The 18,511-nt window shown below is 54.7% G+C and carries 12 protein-coding genes; 7 read left to right on the top strand and 5 right to left on the bottom strand.

Annotated elements, in window-relative coordinates; genetic code table 11:
- Window position 1: 1 nt before the first annotated feature.
- Both ampD and ampE read left to right on the top strand, forming a co-directional pair.
- Window positions 2–553 (top strand): 1,6-anhydro-N-acetylmuramyl-L-alanine amidase AmpD, encoded by a 552-nt coding sequence (gene ampD / locus QLG09_RS05280; protein ID WP_079231407.1) that lies wholly within the window; start codon window positions 2–4, stop codon window positions 551–553.
- A 9-nt stretch (window positions 554–562) separates the two neighbouring features.
- The gene (ampE, locus tag QLG09_RS05275; protein WP_025205391.1) at window positions 563–1,417 is read left to right on the top strand and encodes a beta-lactamase regulator AmpE; all 855 of its coding nucleotides are present in this window, start codon (window positions 563–565) and stop codon (window positions 1,415–1,417) included.
- Window positions 1,418–1,435: 18 nt separating this feature from the next.
- Here the strand turns inward: ampE and QLG09_RS05270 are convergent, their stop codons facing one another.
- From QLG09_RS05270 to aroP, 3 genes are all read right to left on the bottom strand, one after another.
- Complete coding sequence (locus tag QLG09_RS05270; protein ID WP_049023072.1) at window positions 1,436–2,386, bottom strand: family 43 glycosylhydrolase; 951 nt, start codon at window positions 2,384–2,386, stop codon at window positions 1,436–1,438.
- A gap of 10 nt (window positions 2,387–2,396) precedes the next feature.
- Window positions 2,397–3,794, bottom strand: a complete 1,398-nt coding sequence (locus tag QLG09_RS05265) for an MFS transporter (RefSeq protein ID WP_014168649.1) — start codon at window positions 3,792–3,794, stop codon at window positions 2,397–2,399.
- A gap of 164 nt (window positions 3,795–3,958) precedes the next feature.
- Window positions 3,959–5,329, bottom strand: coding sequence for an aromatic amino acid transporter AroP (aroP, locus tag QLG09_RS05260; RefSeq protein WP_250369328.1), 1,371 nt, complete (start codon window positions 5,327–5,329; stop codon window positions 3,959–3,961).
- A 537-nt stretch (window positions 5,330–5,866) separates the two neighbouring features.
- Between aroP and pdhR the strand changes: the two genes are divergently transcribed.
- The 4 genes from pdhR to lpdA all read left to right on the top strand — a co-directional run bounded on the left by pdhR (window position 5,867) and on the right by lpdA (window position 12,954).
- The gene (gene pdhR / locus QLG09_RS05255) at window positions 5,867–6,631 is read left to right on the top strand and encodes a pyruvate dehydrogenase complex transcriptional repressor PdhR (protein WP_013095596.1); all 765 of its coding nucleotides are present in this window, start codon (window positions 5,867–5,869) and stop codon (window positions 6,629–6,631) included.
- Window positions 6,632–6,754: 123 nt separating this feature from the next.
- A complete protein-coding gene (gene aceE, locus QLG09_RS05250; protein ID WP_014168653.1) occupies window positions 6,755–9,418 on the top strand; it encodes a pyruvate dehydrogenase (acetyl-transferring), homodimeric type in 2,664 nt (887 codons plus the stop codon).
- Between the two features lie 14 nt (window positions 9,419–9,432).
- Window positions 9,433–11,331, top strand: a complete 1,899-nt coding sequence (gene aceF, locus QLG09_RS05245; protein ID WP_282488764.1) for a pyruvate dehydrogenase complex dihydrolipoyllysine-residue acetyltransferase — start codon at window positions 9,433–9,435, stop codon at window positions 11,329–11,331.
- A gap of 198 nt (window positions 11,332–11,529) precedes the next feature.
- Window positions 11,530–12,954 (top strand): dihydrolipoyl dehydrogenase, encoded by a 1,425-nt coding sequence (lpdA, locus tag QLG09_RS05240; RefSeq protein WP_020882589.1) that lies wholly within the window; start codon window positions 11,530–11,532, stop codon window positions 12,952–12,954.
- A gap of 52 nt (window positions 12,955–13,006) precedes the next feature.
- Here lpdA and QLG09_RS05235 read toward each other — a convergent pair whose 3' ends face one another.
- Window positions 13,007–13,798, bottom strand: coding sequence for a DUF2950 family protein (locus QLG09_RS05235; RefSeq protein ID WP_282488763.1), 792 nt, complete (start codon window positions 13,796–13,798; stop codon window positions 13,007–13,009).
- A gap of 10 nt (window positions 13,799–13,808) precedes the next feature.
- Window positions 13,809–15,338 carry a DUF3300 domain-containing protein gene (locus tag QLG09_RS05230; protein WP_282488762.1) on the bottom strand — a complete coding sequence of 510 codons (1,530 nt, stop codon included), beginning with the start codon at window positions 15,336–15,338 and terminating at the stop codon, window positions 13,809–13,811.
- A 413-nt stretch (window positions 15,339–15,751) separates the two neighbouring features.
- Between QLG09_RS05230 and acnB the strand changes: the two genes are divergently transcribed.
- A complete protein-coding gene (gene acnB, locus QLG09_RS05225; protein WP_020882592.1) occupies window positions 15,752–18,349 on the top strand; it encodes a bifunctional aconitate hydratase 2/2-methylisocitrate dehydratase in 2,598 nt (865 codons plus the stop codon).
- Window positions 18,350–18,511 lie beyond the last annotated feature (162 nt).

The raw sequence follows: 18,511 nt of genomic DNA, 5'->3' as shown, positions 1-18,511 counted from the left end.
CATGTTGTTAGAAAACGGATGGCTGGTGGATGCGCGGCATGTGCCCTCGCCGCACCACGACTGCCGCCCGGAGGATGAAAAGCCCACACTGCTGGTTGTTCATAATATCAGTCTCCCGCCGGGTGAGTTTGGCGGCCCGTGGATCGACGCGTTATTCACGGGGACCCTGGATCCTGATGCCCATCCTTTCTTTGCTGAAATTGCGCATCTGCGCGTGTCGGCTCACTGTCTGATCCGTCGCGACGGCGAAGTGGTTCAGTACGTCCCTTTTGATAAGCGTGCCTGGCATGCCGGCGTGTCGATGTACCAGGGACGAGACCGCTGCAATGATTTTTCCATCGGGATTGAGCTGGAAGGCACTGACACCAGCCCCTACACCAATTCACAGTATCAACAGTTGGTGGCTGTAACCCAAACGCTGATCGAGCTCTATCCCGCGATAGCCGGGAATATTACGGGACACAGCGATATTGCCCCGGCGAGAAAAACCGATCCCGGCCCGGCTTTTGACTGGCCCCGGTTTCGTGCCTTGCTTACCGCGTCGTCAGAATAAGGAGATAACATGACGTTGTTTACCATGCTGCTGGTTATCATCGCTGAACGCCTGTTCAAACTCGGTGAGCACTGGCATCTGGATCACCGGCTGGAGGTGCTTTTCCGCCGGATTAAACATTTTTCCATGCTGCGCACGCTGCTGATGACCGCTGGCGTGATGGTTATAACGTTTTTACTGCTGCGTTCGCTTTACGGCCTCTTTTTCAACGTGCCGCTGCTGGTGGTGTGGATCCTGCTCGGCGTGCTCTGTATTGGCGCGGGCAAGGTGCGTATGCACTACCACGCCTATCTGAAAGCCGCATCTCGTGACGATGCCCATGCGCGGGGCGCCATGGCGAGCGAGCTGACGATGATCCACGGCGTGCCGCCGGATTGCGATGAGCGTGAATTTTTGCGCGAACTGCAAAATGCGCTACTGTGGATCAACTTCCGTTACTACCTGGCACCGCTGTTCTGGTTTGTGGTGGGCGGTCCGTGGGGGCCGGTACTGCTGATGGGCTATGCGTTTCTGCGCGCCTGGCAGACCTGGCTTGCCCGTTACCTTACCCCGCATGAACGTTTATTGTCGGGTATCGATGCCATTCTGCATGTGCTGGACTGGCTCCCGGTACGTCTGGTGGGCGTCGTTTATGCGTTAATTGGCCACGGTGAAAAAGCGCTGCCGGCATGGTTTGCTTCGCTTGCCGACCGCCACACGTCTCAGTATCAGGTGTTAACACGTCTGGCTCAGTTCTCGCTGGCGCGTGAGCCGCATACCGACAAGATTGAAACGCCGAAAGCGGCTGTCTCCATGGCGAAGAAAACGTCGTTTGTGGTGGTCGTGGTCGTGGCGTTGCTGACCATTTACGGCACGCTGGTCTAAGCCAGCGCGCCGTACCGGTCAGAGCGTATCAGCAGGCGGGATGCCAAAATCAGGCATCCCGTTTTCGTCCCAGCGCACGCATTTCAGACGCGTGTGACGATTCGGGTCATAGAGCGGGTCGCCTTCAATCTCGGTGTAGTTTCGCGCGTGGTAGACCAGCACGTCTTCTCCCTCCGGCGTTTGCGTAAAGCTGTTATGCCCGGGCCCAAACTGACGATTCTCGACGCTGGTTCGGAAAACCGGACGCGACGCTTTATGCCAGTTCGCCGGATTTTGCGGATCGGCATTCATGTCTATCCACAGTAACCCCATGCAATAGTTCTCATCCGTGGCGCTGGCGGAGTAGCTGATAAACAGCTTATCTTCGTGAAACAGCACTGCCGGACCTTCGTTGACCCAAAATCCGCGGCATTCCCAGTCATACTCCGGTTTACTGAGCATCACCGGCTCGCCTTTGAGCGTCCACGGATTCGCCATTTCGCACAGATAGAGGTTGGAGTTTCCGGCGATATCCGGGGCTTTTTGTGCCCACAAATACCAGCGTTTTCCCTGATGGACGAACGTGGTGGCGTCCAGTGCGAAGGTGTCGAACGGGGTGGTAATCTGGCCTTTCTCGATCCACGTCCCGGTGAGGGGATCGTGGTCCGCACACTCCAGCGCAAACATACGGTGCTGGAACATCCCGAGGCTGTCCAGCGCCTGGGTATGGGTGGCGGCAAAATAGATATACCACTTACCGTCAATGTGGTGCAGTTCCGGTGCCCAGATCAGCTGGCTCATCGGCCCGGTCTCCGGTTTACGCCAGACCACGACCTCTTCGGCATCGCGTAGTCCTTCCAGCGAGTCGGCGCGACGGATCTCGAGCCTGTCGTACTGCGGCACGGAGGCGATAAAGTAGTACAGCCCCTCGTGGTGCAGAATATAGGGGTCGGCACGTTGTTCAATAAACGGGTTTGGCCAGGTGTGCATTCGGCTTTCCTTATTTCGTCTCAGCGGCTTTGAGTTCCTGATAATTATTCAGCTCGCGATAATTGTTGCGACGCTTCTCGAGGTCTTCCTGGATCTGCTTCATCGTTTCGCGGTCAACCTTCAGCAGACGTACCACGCCTGCGGTAATGAGATACCCGACGCCCGGAATCACGGTAAACAGCAATACAATGCCGTTGATGGCATCCGGACTTTGCGCTTTCGCCCCCGCGTCATAACCGTACCAGGAGAGCAGGAAACCAACCATCGCACCGGCAATCGCCAGCCCCAGTTTGAGGAAGAAGATGTTACCGGAGAAGCTGATCCCGGTGATGCGCTTACCGGTTTTCCACTCACCGTAGTCATCGACGTCGGCCATCAGCGACCAGTGCAGCGGAGACGGGATCTGGTGCAGGATGTTCAGCAGGAAGTAGAGCACCACAATGGTGACCGTGGCTTTCGGATCGAAGAAATAGAAGGCGCAGGAGAAAATAGCCAGCACGATGTTGGTCCAGAAGAACACTTTCAGCTTACACCAGCGGTCGGTGAGGACTTTCGCCAGCATACTGCCGAGCATCATGCCAACCACGCCCAGGCTGATAAACAGCGTGGCGAAATGGGTACTCTGGCCCATAACCCAGGTCACGTAGTACATCGTGGCCGCCATGCGGATAAAGCCCGGGCACACGTTGCACAGGGTTAGCAGCAGAATGCGCACCCACTGGTCGTTCTTCCACACGTCTTTCAGGTCGTTTTTCAGTTCGTCATGAGTCTGTACCGCCGGGCGTACACGCTCGCGAACGGTATAGAAGCAGAACAGGAACATACCGGTACCAATCAGCGCCAGCACGGTCATTGCCATCTGGTAGCCTTTGGCTTTGTTGTCACCACCAAACCAGTCGGCCATCGGTAACAGCGTCAGCGACAGCAGTAGCGTGGCGATACCTACCAGCACAAAGCGATAGGACTGGCAGGCAACACGTTCCTGCGGATCGTTGGTAATCACGCCGCCTAACGAGCAGTAAGGAATGTTGATTGCCGTATAGGTTAAAGAGAGCAGGAAATAGGTGACGAAGGCATAGATAACTTTGCTGTTGTAGCTCCACTCTGGTGTGGTGAACATCAGGATGCTGAACAGCGCATAGGGAAAGGCAATCCACAGCAGCCATGGACGAAACCGGCCATATTTACTGCGGGTACGGTCGGCGATGGCCCCCATAATCGGATCCGTTACGGCATCAATTACGCGGACAGACAGCAGCAGTACGCCGACCAGTGCAGGTGCCAGACCAAAAATATCGGTATAAAAATAATTAACAAACAACATGATGGCGCCAAAGATGATGTTGCAACCTGCATCGCCCATCCCATAGCCGATCTTTTCTTTTACTGACAGTTTAGCGTTATCCATAGACTGCTCTCCGGGTTACGGTATGGAGAGAATTATTTGCTGGCAAACGAATATATGCGTTGCAGTATCAGGGCGGTGATATGGATAAATGCGCTGTTGGCGTGAAACTGTGAGGGAGGTAACAACACGCGGTACCTGCAAAACGCAGATACCGCGGGGGAGACTTAGTGAGCTTTCAGGGCGTTGCGGCTTTTCTGGCTAAACAGATAGCCGATGCCAAGAACGGCAATCCAGACTGGGATCAGGTACACCGAGATTGCCATACCCGGGGTCAGCAGCATGATGACCAGCACTCCCGCCATAAACAGCAGGCAGATCCAGTTGCCCAGCGGATAGAGCAGGGCAGGGAAGCGAGTCTTCACACCCTGCTGATGCTTGGCACGGCGGAACTTGATGTGTGCCAGGCTGATCATCGCCCAATTGATAACCAGGGCAGAGACCACCAGCGCCATCAGCAGGCCAAACGCCGATTCCGGTGCCAGATAGTTAATCAGGACACACAGCGCCGTTACGATCGCCGAAACGATGATGGTGTTCACCGGAACGCCACGCTTGTCGACGTTGAGCAGCATCTTCGGCGCGTTACCCTGCTGGGCCAGGCCGAACAGCATACGGCTGTTGCAGTATACGCAGCTGTTATAGACCGACAGCGCCGCCGTCAGCACCACGATGTTGAGCGCATTCGCCACGACGGTATCGCCCAGTTCGTGGAAAATCAGGACAAACGGGCTGGTGTCTGCAGTAACGCGCGTCCACGGCAGCAGAGAGAGCAGAACGGCCAGTGAGCCCACATAGAAAATCAGAATACGGTAGATAACCTGGTTGGTCGCTTTCGGGATGCTCTGTTCCGGGTTGTCGGCTTCAGCTGCGGTGATGCCGACCAGCTCCAGACCGCCGAAGGAGAACATAATGATTGCCATCATCATCACGAGGCCCGTCATGCCGTGAGGCAGGAAGCCGCCCTGTTCCCAGAGGTTGCGTACCGTGGCCTGCGGGCCACCATTGCCGCTAAACAGCAGCCAGCCGCCAAAGATGATCATCGCCACGACGGCAACTACTTTGATGATGGCAAACCAGAACTCCATCTCACCGAAGACTTTAACGTTGGTGAGGTTGATGGCGTTAATGATGACGAAGAAGGCCGCAGCAGAAGCCCAGGTGGGGATCTCCGGGTACCAGAACTGAATGTATTTCCCGACGGCGGTCAGTTCAGCCATGGCAACCAGAACGTACAACACCCAGTAGTTCCAGCCTGACGCGAAACCGGCGAAACTGCCCCAGTACTTATAGGCAAAGTGGCTGAAAGAGCCCGCAACCGGCTCTTCAACGACCATTTCACCTAACTGGCGCATAATCAGAAAAGCGATAAAACCGGCAATGGCGTAACCCAAAATAATGCCGGGACCGGCAGACTGGATAACGGATGCACTTCCCAGAAACAGTCCAGTGCCAATAGCACCGCCCAGTGCGATTAGCTGTATATGGCGGTTCTTCAGACCGCGCTTTAGCTGATCGCCGTGCTGTTGAGCTTCCATTTGAAACCTCGTGTGTGGTTGTTATGTTCACGCGACGCGTGTGTAATTATGAATATCCGTTTTCTGTATTTATTTCTTTACAGTCAATGAGACCGAAAAAAGCGGAGATGTCTTCCGTAAGCGCCAGAATAGTGGTAAGCGCCAGCGAATGCACCTGCTTTATGACGGGGCGATGACGAGTTGAATAAAAAGAAAGCATTTGTAAATCACCCCGCTAACCCTTCTTACCCCAACCTATAGAATAGAAATGCTCCGTAAGTGGGCAAAATTTCATATTTTGCGTTGTTGAATCGCTTCAGATTGCAAAAACCCTCGTTTCATTAAGGTTAAAACTCCCACTAAGGGAGTAACTAACTCATTTGTGCGAAGTTACATTTCTGAAACGTTATTTCTGTAAGGTTGTTAAAATGTGCAGGGTTTACTGATTTCAATCAAAACCAATATGGACAGAAGGTGAATACTTTGTTACTTTAGCGATACGAACTTGAAATTGGTAAGACCAATTGACTCCGGGCAAAAAGGCGTAAGACAGGGAATATGGCCTACAGCAAAATTCGCCAACCAAAACTATCTGATGTGATTGAGCAGCAGCTGGAGTTTTTAATCCTCGAAGGGACACTGCGCCCGGGTGAGAAACTTCCGCCAGAACGCGAGCTGGCAAAACAGTTCGACGTTTCACGTCCCTCTCTGCGTGAGGCGATTCAACGTCTCGAAGCAAAGGGCTTGCTGCTTCGTCGCCAGGGCGGCGGAACCTTTGTGCAAAACAGCCTGTGGCAGAGCTTCAGCGATCCGCTGGTAGAACTTCTCTCTGACCACCCAGAATCCCAGTTTGATCTGCTTGAGACCCGTCACGCGCTAGAAGGTATCGCGGCCTATTACGCCGCACTTCGTAGCACTGATGAAGATCGCGTGCGTATCCGCGAACTTCATCAGGCCATTGAACGGGCACAGCAATCCGGCGATTTAGACGCCGAGTCCAATGCCGTTGTCCAGTATCAAATCGCCGTCACCGAAGCTGCACACAATGTTGTGCTCCTCCATCTGCTACGCTGCATGGAGCCGATGCTGGCCCAGAACGTTCGTCAGAATTTTGAATTGTTGTATGCCCGTCGGGACATGCTCCCATTGGTAAGCAACCATCGCACCCGAGTATTCGAGGCGATAATGGCCGGGGAACCGGAGCAGGCGCGCGAAGCGTCGCACCGACATCTGGCTTTCATTGAGGAAATCTTGCTGGACCGCAGCCGTGAACAATCGCGTCGCGAACGTTCATTACGCCGCATACAGCAACGAAAGGATTAAGCGCCAGGGTTTTTTAGAGCGCGGCAACTAAACGCAGAACCTGTCTTATTGTGTTCTTGCCCAAGAGCACAATGGGACAGGTTCCAGACAAATCAACGTATTAGATAGATAAGGAATACCCCCATGTCAGAACGTCTCCAAAATGACGTGGATCCGATCGAAACTCGCGACTGGCTACAGGCGATCGAATCGGTCATCCGTGAAGAAGGTGTTGAGCGTGCTCAGTATCTGATTGATCAGCTGCTTTCTGAAGCCCGCAAAGGCGGTGTGAAGGTTGCTTCAGGTGCAGGGGCTAGCAACTACGTAAACACGATTGCCGTTGAAGACGAACCGGAATACCCGGGCAATCTGGATCTGGAACGCCGTATCCGTTCTGCAATCCGCTGGAACGCCATCATGACCGTTCTGCGCGCGTCCAAGAAAGACCTGGAGCTGGGTGGCCACATGGCGTCCTTCCAGTCTTCTGCGACCGTTTACGAAGTGTGTTTCAACCACTTCTTCCGTGCAGCTAACGAGAAAGACGGCGGCGATCTGGTGTACTTCCAGGGCCACATCTCTCCGGGCATCTATGCACGTGCATTCCTGGAAGGTCGTCTGACTGAAGAGCAGATGAACAACTTCCGTCAGGAAGTTCACGGTAAAGGTCTGTCTTCTTACCCACACCCTAAACTGATGCCAGAATTCTGGCAGTTCCCGACAGTATCCATGGGTCTGGGCCCAATCGGTGCTATCTATCAGGCTAAATTCCTGAAATATCTGGAACACCGTGGTCTGAAAGACACCTCTGAACAGACCGTCTACGCCTTCCTGGGCGATGGCGAGATGGATGAGCCAGAATCGAAAGGCGCAATCACCATTGCGACCCGTGAGAAACTGGACAACCTGTGCTTCATCATCAACTGTAACCTGCAGCGTCTGGATGGTCCGGTAACCGGTAACGGCAAGATCATCAACGAACTGGAAGGCATCTTCGCAGGTGCTGGCTGGAACGTTATCAAAGTGATGTGGGGTTCCCGTTGGGACGAACTGCTGCGTAAAGACACCAGCGGTAAACTGATCCAGCTGATGAACGAAACCGTTGACGGTGACTACCAGACCTTCAAATCCAAAGACGGTGCCTACGTTCGTGAGCACTTCTTCGGTAAATATCCTGAAACCGCAGCACTGGTTGCAGACTGGACTGACGAACAGATCTGGGCTCTGAACCGTGGCGGCCACGATCCGAAGAAAATTTACGCTGCACTGAAAAAAGCGCGTGAAACCAAAGGTAAAGCGACTGTAATCCTGGCCCATACCATCAAAGGTTACGGCATGGGTGATACCGCAGAAGGTAAAAACATCGCTCACCAGGTTAAGAAAATGAACATGGACGGCGTGCGTTATATCCGCGACCGTTTCAACGTTCCAGTGACCGATGAGCAGGTAGAAAACCTGTCTTACATCACCTTCCCTGAAGGTTCTGAAGAGCATAAGTACCTGCACGAACGTCGTCAGGCGCTGAAAGGCTACCTGCCAGCTCGTCAGCCTAACTTCACCGAGAAGCTGGAACTGCCAGCGCTGGAAGATTTCTCTCAGCTGCTGGAAGAGCAGAACAAAGAGATCTCTACCACTATCGCTTTCGTTCGTGCCCTGAACGTGATGCTGAAGAACAAGTCGATCAAAGATCGTCTGGTTCCAATCATTGCCGACGAAGCGCGTACTTTCGGTATGGAAGGTTTGTTCCGTCAGATCGGTATTTACAGCCCGAACGGCCAGCAGTACACCCCGCAGGACCGTGAGCAGGTTGCTTACTACAAAGAAGACGAGAAAGGTCAGATCCTGCAGGAAGGTATCAACGAGCTGGGCGCAGGCGCATCCTGGCTGGCTGCTGCGACCTCTTACAGCACCAACAACCTGCCGATGATCCCGTTCTACATTTACTACTCCATGTTCGGGTTCCAGCGTATCGGTGACCTGTGCTGGCAGGCAGGCGACCAGCAGGCTCGCGGCTTCCTGATCGGTGGTACTTCTGGTCGTACGACCCTGAACGGTGAAGGTCTGCAGCACGAAGATGGTCACAGCCATATTCAGTCTCTGACTATCCCTAACTGTATCTCTTACGACCCGTCTTACGCGTACGAAGTGGCAGTCATCATGCATGACGGTCTGCAGCGCATGTACGGTGAAGCGCAAGAGAACATTTACTACTACATCACCACGCTGAACGAAAACTACCACATGCCGGCCATGCCAGCAGGTGCCGAGGAAGGTATCCGTAAAGGTATCTACAAACTCGAAACCGTTGCAGGTAGCAAAGGTAAAGTTCAGCTGCTGGGCTCCGGTTCTATCCTGCGTCACGTACGTGAAGCGGCACAGATCCTGGCGAACGACTACGGCGTTGGCTCTGACGTGTACAGCGTAACGTCCTTCACTGAACTGGCGCGTGATGGCCAGGATTGTGAGCGCTGGAACATGCTGCACCCAATGGAAACGCCACGCGTTCCATACATCGCTCAGGTGATGAACGACGCGCCTGCGGTTGCGTCTACTGACTATATGAAACTGTTCGCTGAGCAGGTTCGTACTTACGTACCGGCTGATGATTACCGCGTACTGGGTACTGACGGCTTCGGTCGTTCTGACAGCCGCGAAAACCTGCGTCACCACTTCGAAGTGGATGCATCTTACGTGGTTGTAGCAGCACTGGGCGAACTGGCTAAACGTGGCGAAATCGATAAGAAAGTGGTTGCGGACGCAATCACCAAATTCAACATCGATGCAGATAAAGTTAACCCGCGTCTGGCGTAAGAGGTAAAAGAAGAATGGCTATCGAAATCAAAGTACCGGACATCGGGGCTGATGAAGTTGAAATCACCGAGATCCTGGTCAAAGTGGGCGACAAAGTTGAAGCTGAACAGTCGCTGATCACTGTAGAAGGCGATAAAGCCTCTATGGAAGTTCCGTCTCCTCAGGCTGGCATCGTTAAAGAGATTAAAGTCTCTGTTGGCGATAAAACCGAGACTGGCAAACTGATCATGATTTTCGATTCCGCCGACGGTGCAGCAGCTGCTGCACCTGCGCAGGAAGAGAAGAAAGAAGCTGCTCCTGCGGCCGCTGCACCAGCAGCCGCTGCGGCAAAAGAAGTCAACGTGCCTGACATCGGCGGTGACGAAGTTGAAGTCACTGAAATCCTGGTGAAAGTGGGCGATACCGTTACGGCTGAGCAGTCCCTGATCACCGTAGAAGGCGACAAAGCCTCTATGGAAGTGCCGGCGCCATTCGCGGGTACGGTTAAAGAGATCAAGATCAACACCGGTGACAAAGTTTCTACCGGCTCTCTGATCATGATCTTCGAAGTGGCAGGTGCTGCACCTGCTGCTGCGCCAGCGCCGGCCGCTGCACCTGCTGCTGGCGGTGCGAAAGATGTCAACGTACCTGACATCGGTGGTGACGAAGTTGAAGTCACCGAAGTGATGGTAAAAGTGGGCGACAAAGTTGCTGCTGAACAGTCACTGATCACCGTTGAAGGCGACAAAGCGTCTATGGAAGTACCCGCGCCATTCGCGGGTACCGTTAAAGAGATCAAAATCAGCACCGGCGACAAAGTGTCTACTGGCTCTCTGATCATGGTCTTCGAAGTGGAAGGCGCTGCGCCAGCTGCTGCTCCGGCTGCCGCTGCTGCACCAGCACCTGCCGCTGCTGCACCAGCACCTGCCGCTGCACCGGCTCAGGCGGCTAAACCTGCTGCTGCCCCTGCTGCAAAAGCAGAAGGTAAATCTGAGTTCGCTGAGAACGACGCTTACGTTCACGCTACGCCACTGATTCGTCGCCTGGCGCGCGAATTCGGTGTAAACCTGGCGAAAGTGAAAGGGACTGGCCGTAAAGGTCGGATCCTGCGCGAAGACGTTCAGGCCTATGTGAAAGACGCGGTGAAACGCGCTGAAGCTGCCCCTGCGGCTGCCGCTGGCGGCGGTATCCCGGGCATGCTGCCATGGCCGAAAGTGGACTTCAGCAAGTTCGGTGAAATCGAAGAAGTGGAACTGGGTCGTATCCAGAAAATCTCTGGTGCCAACCTGAGCCGTAACTGGGTGATGATCCCGCACGTTACCCACTTCGACAAAACGGATATCACCGATCTGGAAGCGTTCCGTAAACAGCAGAATGCCGAAGCTGAGAAGCGTAAACTGGACGTGAAATTCACCCCAGTCGTCTTCATCATGAAAGCCGTTGCTGCGGCGCTTGAGCAGATGCCACGCTTCAACAGCTCCCTGTCCGAAGATGGCCAGAAGCTGACGCTGAAGAAATACATCAACATCGGTGTTGCGGTTGATACGCCAAATGGTCTGGTTGTTCCGGTCTTTAAAGACGTGAACAAGAAGAGCATCACTGAGCTGTCCCGTGAACTGACCACCATCTCCAAAAAAGCGCGTGATGGTAAGCTGACTGCCGGCGAAATGCAGGGCGGCTGCTTCACTATCTCCAGCATCGGCGGCCTGGGTACTACCCACTTCGCACCGATTGTTAACGCGCCGGAAGTGGCTATCCTCGGTGTGTCCAAGTCCGCGATGGAACCGGTATGGAATGGCAAAGAGTTCGTGCCGCGTCTGATGATGCCAATCTCTCTGTCCTTCGACCACCGCGTGATCGACGGTGCTGATGGTGCGCGTTTCATCACCATCATCAACAACACCCTGAGCGACATTCGCCGCCTGGTGATGTAATCGAAAAGCCGGCCAGTCGGCCGGCTTTTTTCTGTTAATCTCATGTGGTCTGTGAGGTTATTGGCGAAAAGCGACAATTCGTGAGCCGTTTGTTGTTTCAAAATTGTTAACAATTTTGTAAACTGCGGGCGGATAGAACGTCCCGGTGGATGAAGGGCGACAAGTACCTGGACCGCCGGAAATCAATAAGAGGTCATGATGAGTACTGAAATCAAAACTCAGGTCGTGGTACTTGGGGCAGGCCCGGCGGGTTACTCTGCTGCCTTCCGTTGCGCTGATTTAGGTCTGGAAACCGTAATCGTAGAACGCTACAACACCCTCGGTGGTGTTTGCCTGAACGTAGGCTGTATCCCTTCTAAAGCTCTGCTGCACGTTGCGAAAGTTATCGAAGAAGCCAAAGCACTGGCTGAACACGGTATCGTCTTCGGCGAGCCGAAAACCGATATCGACAAGATTCGTACCTGGAAAGAGAAAGTTATCACTCAGCTGACCGGTGGTCTGGCAGGTATGGCCAAAGGCCGTAAAGTGAAAGTGGTAAACGGTCTGGGTAAATTCACCGGCGCGAACACCCTGGAAGTGGAAGGCGAAAACGGCAAAACCGTTATTAACTTCGACAACGCGATCATCGCTGCGGGTTCCCGTCCAATTCAGCTGCCATTCATTCCACATGAAGATCCACGCGTGTGGGATTCCACCGATGCGCTGGAGCTGAAATCCGTACCTAAGCGTATGCTGGTTATGGGTGGCGGTATCATCGGTCTGGAAATGGGTACCGTGTACCATGCGCTGGGTTCAGAGATCGACGTGGTTGAAATGTTCGACCAGGTTATCCCGGCTGCCGATAAAGACATCGTTAAAGTCTTCACCAAACGTATCAGCAAGAAATTCAACCTGATGCTGGAAACCAAAGTGACTGCCGTTGAAGCGAAAGAAGACGGTATTTACGTTTCCATGGAAGGCAAAAAAGCCCCTGCCGAACCACAGCGTTACGACGCCGTGCTGGTGGCTATCGGCCGTGTGCCGAACGGTAAAAACCTCGACGCGGGCAAAGCAGGCGTGGAAGTGGACGACCGTGGCTTCATCCGCGTTGACAAACAGCTGCGCACCAACGTGCCGCACATCTTTGCTATCGGCGATATCGTCGGTCAGCCAATGCTGGCGCACAAAGGTGTTCACGAAGGTCACGTTGCCGCTGAAGTTATCGCCGGCATGAAACACTACTTCGATCCGAAAGTGATCCCATCTATCGCTTACACCGAGCCAGAAGTGGCATGGGTGGGTCTGACTGAGAAAGAAGCGAAAGAGAAAGGCATCAGCTACGAAACCGCCACCTTCCCGTGGGCTGCTTCTGGCCGTGCTATCGCTTCCGACTGCGCAGACGGTATGACCAAACTGATCTTCGACAAAGAGACTCACCGTGTGATCGGTGGTGCGATTGTTGGTACCAACGGCGGCGAGCTGCTGGGTGAGATCGGTCTGGCTATCGAAATGGGTTGTGACGCTGAAGACATCGCGCTGACCATCCACGCTCACCCGACTCTGCACGAGTCTGTTGGCCTGGCGGCAGAAGTGTTCGAAGGTAGCATCACCGACCTGCCTAACGCGAAAGCGAAGAAGAAATAAGTTTCTTCATGATTGCGAAACGCCTCCTCCGGAGGCGTTTTTTTTGCCTGCGTTATGGGGCGACCGGTTGCCAGGTGTGATCCAGGTGATAAGCAGGTAACGCCTGCGCTTTCTTCTCTGACTCGCTGCCGAGGTCCGACTGGTACACCTTGTCGGTCTGGTTTATTACAAAGCTCATCACGCCCGTCTGGCCGTAGCTGACTGGCCAGGCCACCATGGCAAAACCATTTTTATCCGGCAGGATTCGAAAACGGTAGCCGTGATAGCCAGTGCCGGGTTCTTTCGGGCTGAAGGCCGGACCGAGTGGGCTGGGGGCTTCGCCGGGCGAGGCCGGCCAGTATAAGCCGTCTTTTTTGCCGGCTGAGCTGACAATCTTCTGCGCATATTTCTGGTTCAGCGCAAAATAGCTTTGCTGTGCATCCACATACGCGTGCAGCGCCTCGATGGCGGCGAGCTCGTTGCGGCCAATCTCGCGGGTCAGGATCTCTTCAGCCCCTTCTTTGATATCAAATTGCCAGCCAGAGGCGGTTTTGATCACCGGAATCGGTAGCTGCCAGTCGCTGTCACCGACCACAAGATGTGCCTTATCCCCGTCAACGACCGTATTGTGCCGAACTTTCCAGTCGCGCAGGAAGCGATCCACGGTATCAGGATCCACCCCTTCCGGCGGCAGGAAATCACGCCAGTTTTCACCGAGCAGGGTGTTCATCGCGCTTTCATTTTGCTCACTGATGGCGCTGGCCAGCGCATCGGTTGCCTGGTCTGGCGTGCTGAAAGATTGCTGCGCCATTGCGGCGGCCGACAGCATGAATAACGCGATCCCACTGAGTAATTTGCTTTTCATGTCGGCTTCCTTAACGGTGACGGAATTCACGGTGTTCAGCACGCCCGGTAGACGTCTGGCGCGGTTGCTGATGGCGGGCAGCCTGTTGCCGGCTCTGGGCACCTCGCTGCTGTTGGGCTTGCCAGTTGGCGGAACGACTGTCGTTACCGCTGAGCGCATTGGCGCGCGGCTGGCTACTCCGCGCAGGCTGCGAAACCCGTTTCTCTTGCCTTTGGGTGGTGGTCGGGCGGCTGTCTCGCGTCTTAGCGGCTGTCCGCTGTGCCGTTTGCGGTTTGGTGTCGTAGCCCCGGTAGTTGTTGCGCTGGGAAATTTGCTTCAGCTGGTCGGTTGACGCCTGACGCTGTGCATCTTTGGTGCCCGGACGCGCGGTTTGCGGGAAGGTTTTTCCCGTCGATTTCTCCATCTGGCTCAGCGCAGCCTGCCGTTGGCTGTCCCGGTTGACCGGTTTTTGCTGCGTCGCACTTAGCCCCGTTGCCGTGTTCGTTGAGTGGAAGCGATTGTTGAGCGTGTTGGTGGGATAGGGCACTCCTTCACGATAGGCCGGGTTATGCTGCCAGGTGCGGTTGGCGTCTGTCAGGCGCTGGCCACTGATTTTATTAAAGTTCTCAACGTTGATATTGATGTTGTTATCACCGTTGCGGTTATAGCCGCCGTGGTGATCCCAGTCGTCATCATGGTGGTGATCCCAGTCATCGTCATCATCCCAGTCGATGTTGCTGAAAATAGCGTAGGTGGTCGCCACGCCCAGGCTGAACCCTAAGCCTTTGACCAGGCTGTCCGTAAACTGCTCTCCCGGGGAGGGCGGTAAATAGACGGGCGGATAAGCGGTGTTCGGCCAGGTGCCATACACGGTATTCGGGTTGTAGGTGGGAACGTAAACCACCTGCGGGTCGGCAGACTCAATTTTAATGACCGTCGGGGCTGACGTCGTGGCGGTGCTTGTTGTCTGGCTGGTGGCCGTTTTCGCCGGGGCCGGTTTTGTCTCGGTGGTGACCGTTTGCTGCGGGGTTGATTGCAATGCACCGGTTTGCTGCGCCAGCAAACGCAGACGTTGCACGGAATCCATCACATCTTTCGGCTGCGCGAGAAACGCGTCGCCCAGGCTCTGCACCCAGGGTGGATTTTCGCCCATCAGGGACATCAGCTGAGGAAACGCCACCAGTGATTTCACGCTCGGATCCCAGGGTTGATTCGCCACGGCCTGAATGGCGGCATCGCCCTGCAGTTTAGGGTTGTCTTTTGACCACTGTGCTGCCTGGATGGCGTTGGCCGGGTAAGTCGAAGCCATCAAAATTTGCGATAGCAGGGCATCCGGGTAGAGCGCGATGGGGGCGACCCACTGATCAATTTGCGCGGTCGTGTAGGCTGGCGCGACGACCGGTGCTGGCTGAGCGGCAGGCGGCGCAGCCGGTTGTTGTGCGACGGGGGCAGGAGCCACAGGCTCCGTTGCGCGGCTTTTAACGAACATGACGCCTGAGGCGGCAAACAGCCCGGCACTGCACAGAAGGACAAGCAGTTGTGGCTTAAAGGGCAACTTCATAAAATGACTCCAACGAGACAAACGCTGTGCCGTGAGGCGTTACGGTTGGCGTGAGTATCAATCACCCGTCTTTTACTGTTTTGACTTTTGTGGGGAATCATCCGGTACGTCCGGATAAAGAGTGTGAGTATTTATTACACAATTATATCGGATGGCTGAAATGCCGCCGGAATATTCAGAAGGTCGCACTCACGGTTTTTTGCAGTCAGAATTCGTTGCACCTGCCCGCTACACCATGCTTAACGATTCAGCAAATTTTTTAATGTTGCTTTTTTGTAAACGGATTAACACTGTGCAGAAATCCTGCTATGCTGCCCGACGCGGTATCGGGCATTTACCCTACAAACTGCTGTCTCACAGGAGCGTGAAGAGAACGCCCGCCGCATATGACAATGAGAGCGAGGAGAACCGTCGTGCTAGAAGAATACCGTAAGCACGTAGCAGAACGTGCCGCCGAGGGAATTGTACCCAAACCTTTAGATGCAACCCAAATGGCCGCGCTCGTCGAGCTGCTGAAGAACCCGCCTAAGGGCGAAGAAGAATTCCTGTTAGATCTGTTGATCAACCGTGTACCGCCTGGCGTAGATGAAGCTGCCTACGTAAAAGCCGGATTCCTTGCCGCCGTCGCCAAAGGCGAAGCAACCTCCCCACTGGTTACTCCTGAAAAAGCTATTGAACTGCTCGGTACCATGCAGGGTGGCTACAACATTCATCCGCTGATTGACGCACTGGATAACGACACGCTGGCACCGATTGCCGCCAAAGCGCTCTCCTCAACGCTGCTGATGTTCGATAACTTCTACGATGTGGAAGAAAAAGCCAAAGCCGGCAACGCCTACGCGAAACAGGTTATGCAATCCTGGGCCGATGCCGAATGGTTCCTGAACCGTCCTGCACTGGCTGAAAAAATCACCGTTACCGTCTTCAAAGTGACCGGTGAAACTAACACCGATGACCTCTCTCCGGCACCGGATGCGTGGTCTCGTCCTGATATTCCTCTGCACGCACTGGCGATGCTGAAAAACGCCCGTGAAGGTATTGAGCCGGATCAGCCGGGCAGCGTTGGCCCGATCAAACAGATCGAAGCCCTGCAGGAAAAAGGTTTCCCGTTGGCATACGTCGGTGACGTAGTGGGTACCGGTTCGTCCCGTAAGTCCGCGACCAACTCCGTACTGTGGTTCATGGGCGATGACATTCCTCATGTGCCTAACAAACGTGGCGGCGGCCTGGTGCTGGGCGGCAAAATTGCGCCAATCTTCTTCAACACCATGGAAGATGCGGGCGCACTGCCGATCGAAGTGGATGTCTCTAACCTGAATATGGGCGACGTGATTGACGTTTACCCGTTCAAAGGTGAAGTGCGCAACCACGAAACCAACGAACTGCTGGCGAGTTTTGAGCTGAAAACCGACGTGCTGATTGACGAAGTGCGTGCCGGTGGCCGTATTCCGCTGATCATCGGTCGTGGCCTGACGACCAAAGCGCGTGAAGCGCTGGGTCTGCCGCACAGCGACGTGTTCCGTCATGCGAAAGATGTGGCGGAAAGCAATCGTGGTTACTCCCTGGCGCAGAAAATGGTGGGTCGCGCCTGCGGCGTCGCCGGTGTCCGTCCTGGCGCGTACTGCGAACCGAAGATGACCTCTGTGGGGTCTCAGGACACCACAGGCCCAATGACCCGTGATGAACTGAAAGACCTGGCGTGCCTGGGCTTCTCTTCTGACCTGGTGATGCAGAGCTTCTGTCACACTGCCGCGTATCCGAAGCCGGTTGACGTGACCACGCACCACACGCTGCCTGACTTCATCATGAACCGTGGCGGTGTGTCGCTGCGTCCGGGTGACGGTGTTATTCACTCCTGGCTGAACCGTATGCTGCTGCCTGATACCGTCGGTACCGGTGGTGATTCCCATACCCGTTTCCCAATCGGTATCTCCTTCCCGGCGGGCTCGGGGCTGGTGGCGTTTGCTGCTGCAACCGGCGTGATGCCGCTGGATATGCCAGAATCGGTTCTGGTGCGCTTCAAGGGTAAAATGCAGCCGGGTATCACCCTGCGTGACCTCGTGCATGCTATCCCTCTGTATGCCATCAAACAGGGTCTGCTGACCGTTGAGAAAAAAGGGAAGAAAAACATCTTCTCTGGCCGTATTCTGGAAATTGAAGGTCTGCCGGATCTGAAAGTCGAGCAGGCATTCGAACTGACCGATGCGTCCGCGGAGCGTTCTGCTGCTGGCTGTACCATCAAGCTGAACAAAGAACCGATTATTGAGTATCTGACCTCTAACATCGTGCTGCTGAAGTGGATGATTGCAGAAGGCTACGGCGACCGTCGTACGCTGGAGCGCCGTATCCAGGGCATGGAAAAATGGCTGGCGGATCCACAGCTGTTGGAAGCCGATGCTGACGCAGAATACGCGGCAGTGATCGACATCGATCTGGCGGATATCAAAGAGCCAATCCTGTGTGCACCAAACGATCCGGACGACGCGCGTCTGCTTTCAGACGTTCAGGGCGACAAGATCGACGAAGTGTTCATCGGATCCTGTATGACCAACATCGGCCACTTCCGTGCTGCCGGTAAGCTGCTGGATACCCACAAAGGCCAGCTGCCAACGCGTCTGTGGGTGGCTCCGCCAACCCGTATGGATGCGGCTCAGCTGACCGAAGAGGGCTACTACAGCGTGTTCGGTAAGAGCGGTGCGCGTATCGAAATTCCTGGCTGTTCCCTGTGTATGGGTAACCAGGCGCGTGTGGCTGACGGTGCGACGGTGGTTTCCACCTCTACCCGTAACTTCCCGAACCGTTTAGGTACCGGTGCTAATGTCTACCTGGCCTCTGCGGAGCTGGCGGCGGTTGCGGCACTGATTGGTAAACTGCCAACGCCGGAAGAGTACCAGACCTTTGTGGCTCAGGTGGATAAGACGGCGGTAGATACCTATCGCTATCTGAACTTCGACCAGCTCTCTCAGTACACCGAGAAGGCTGACGGGGTTATCTTCCAGACGGCGGTATAAACAGCTAAACCGTCTCCACGGAGGCGGTTTTGTGTTTGCACCCTCTCCTGTGGAGAGGGACAGGGTGAGGGCATCAGACCGCAAGGTCTTGCTCTCACCTTTTTATTTTCATTCCTCCTGCCTCCCACGCTTTTTTTCTTCCTCTCTGCTGCGATAATTAGC

The sequence above is a fragment of the Enterobacter sp. V89_11 genome (assembly GCF_029967775.1).
GTDB lineage: Bacteria > Pseudomonadota > Gammaproteobacteria > Enterobacterales > Enterobacteriaceae > Enterobacter > Enterobacter ludwigii.
This window is presented reverse-complemented; position numbering and strand designations above follow the sequence as displayed.

Excerpts from the sequence above, each read along its gene's own strand:
- ampD (WP_079231407.1), top strand. The coding sequence starts at position 2 with ATGTTGTTAGAAAACGGATGGCTGGTGGATGCGCGGCATGTGCCCTCG.
- ampE (WP_025205391.1), top strand. The coding sequence starts at position 563 with ATGACGTTGTTTACCATGCTGCTGGTTATCATCGCTGAACGCCTGTTC.
- QLG09_RS05270 (WP_049023072.1), bottom strand. The coding sequence starts at position 2,386 with ATGCACACCTGGCCAAACCCGTTTATTGAACAACGTGCCGACCCCTAT.
- QLG09_RS05265 (WP_014168649.1), bottom strand. The coding sequence starts at position 3,794 with ATGGATAACGCTAAACTGTCAGTAAAAGAAAAGATCGGCTATGGGATG.
- aroP (WP_250369328.1), bottom strand. The coding sequence starts at position 5,329 with ATGGAAGCTCAACAGCACGGCGATCAGCTAAAGCGCGGTCTGAAGAAC.
- pdhR (WP_013095596.1), top strand. The coding sequence starts at position 5,867 with ATGGCCTACAGCAAAATTCGCCAACCAAAACTATCTGATGTGATTGAG.
- aceE (WP_014168653.1), top strand. The coding sequence starts at position 6,755 with ATGTCAGAACGTCTCCAAAATGACGTGGATCCGATCGAAACTCGCGAC.
- aceF (WP_282488764.1), top strand. The coding sequence starts at position 9,433 with ATGGCTATCGAAATCAAAGTACCGGACATCGGGGCTGATGAAGTTGAA.
- lpdA (WP_020882589.1), top strand. The coding sequence starts at position 11,530 with ATGAGTACTGAAATCAAAACTCAGGTCGTGGTACTTGGGGCAGGCCCG.
- QLG09_RS05235 (WP_282488763.1), bottom strand. The coding sequence starts at position 13,798 with ATGAAAAGCAAATTACTCAGTGGGATCGCGTTATTCATGCTGTCGGCC.
- QLG09_RS05230 (WP_282488762.1), bottom strand. The coding sequence starts at position 15,338 with ATGAAGTTGCCCTTTAAGCCACAACTGCTTGTCCTTCTGTGCAGTGCC.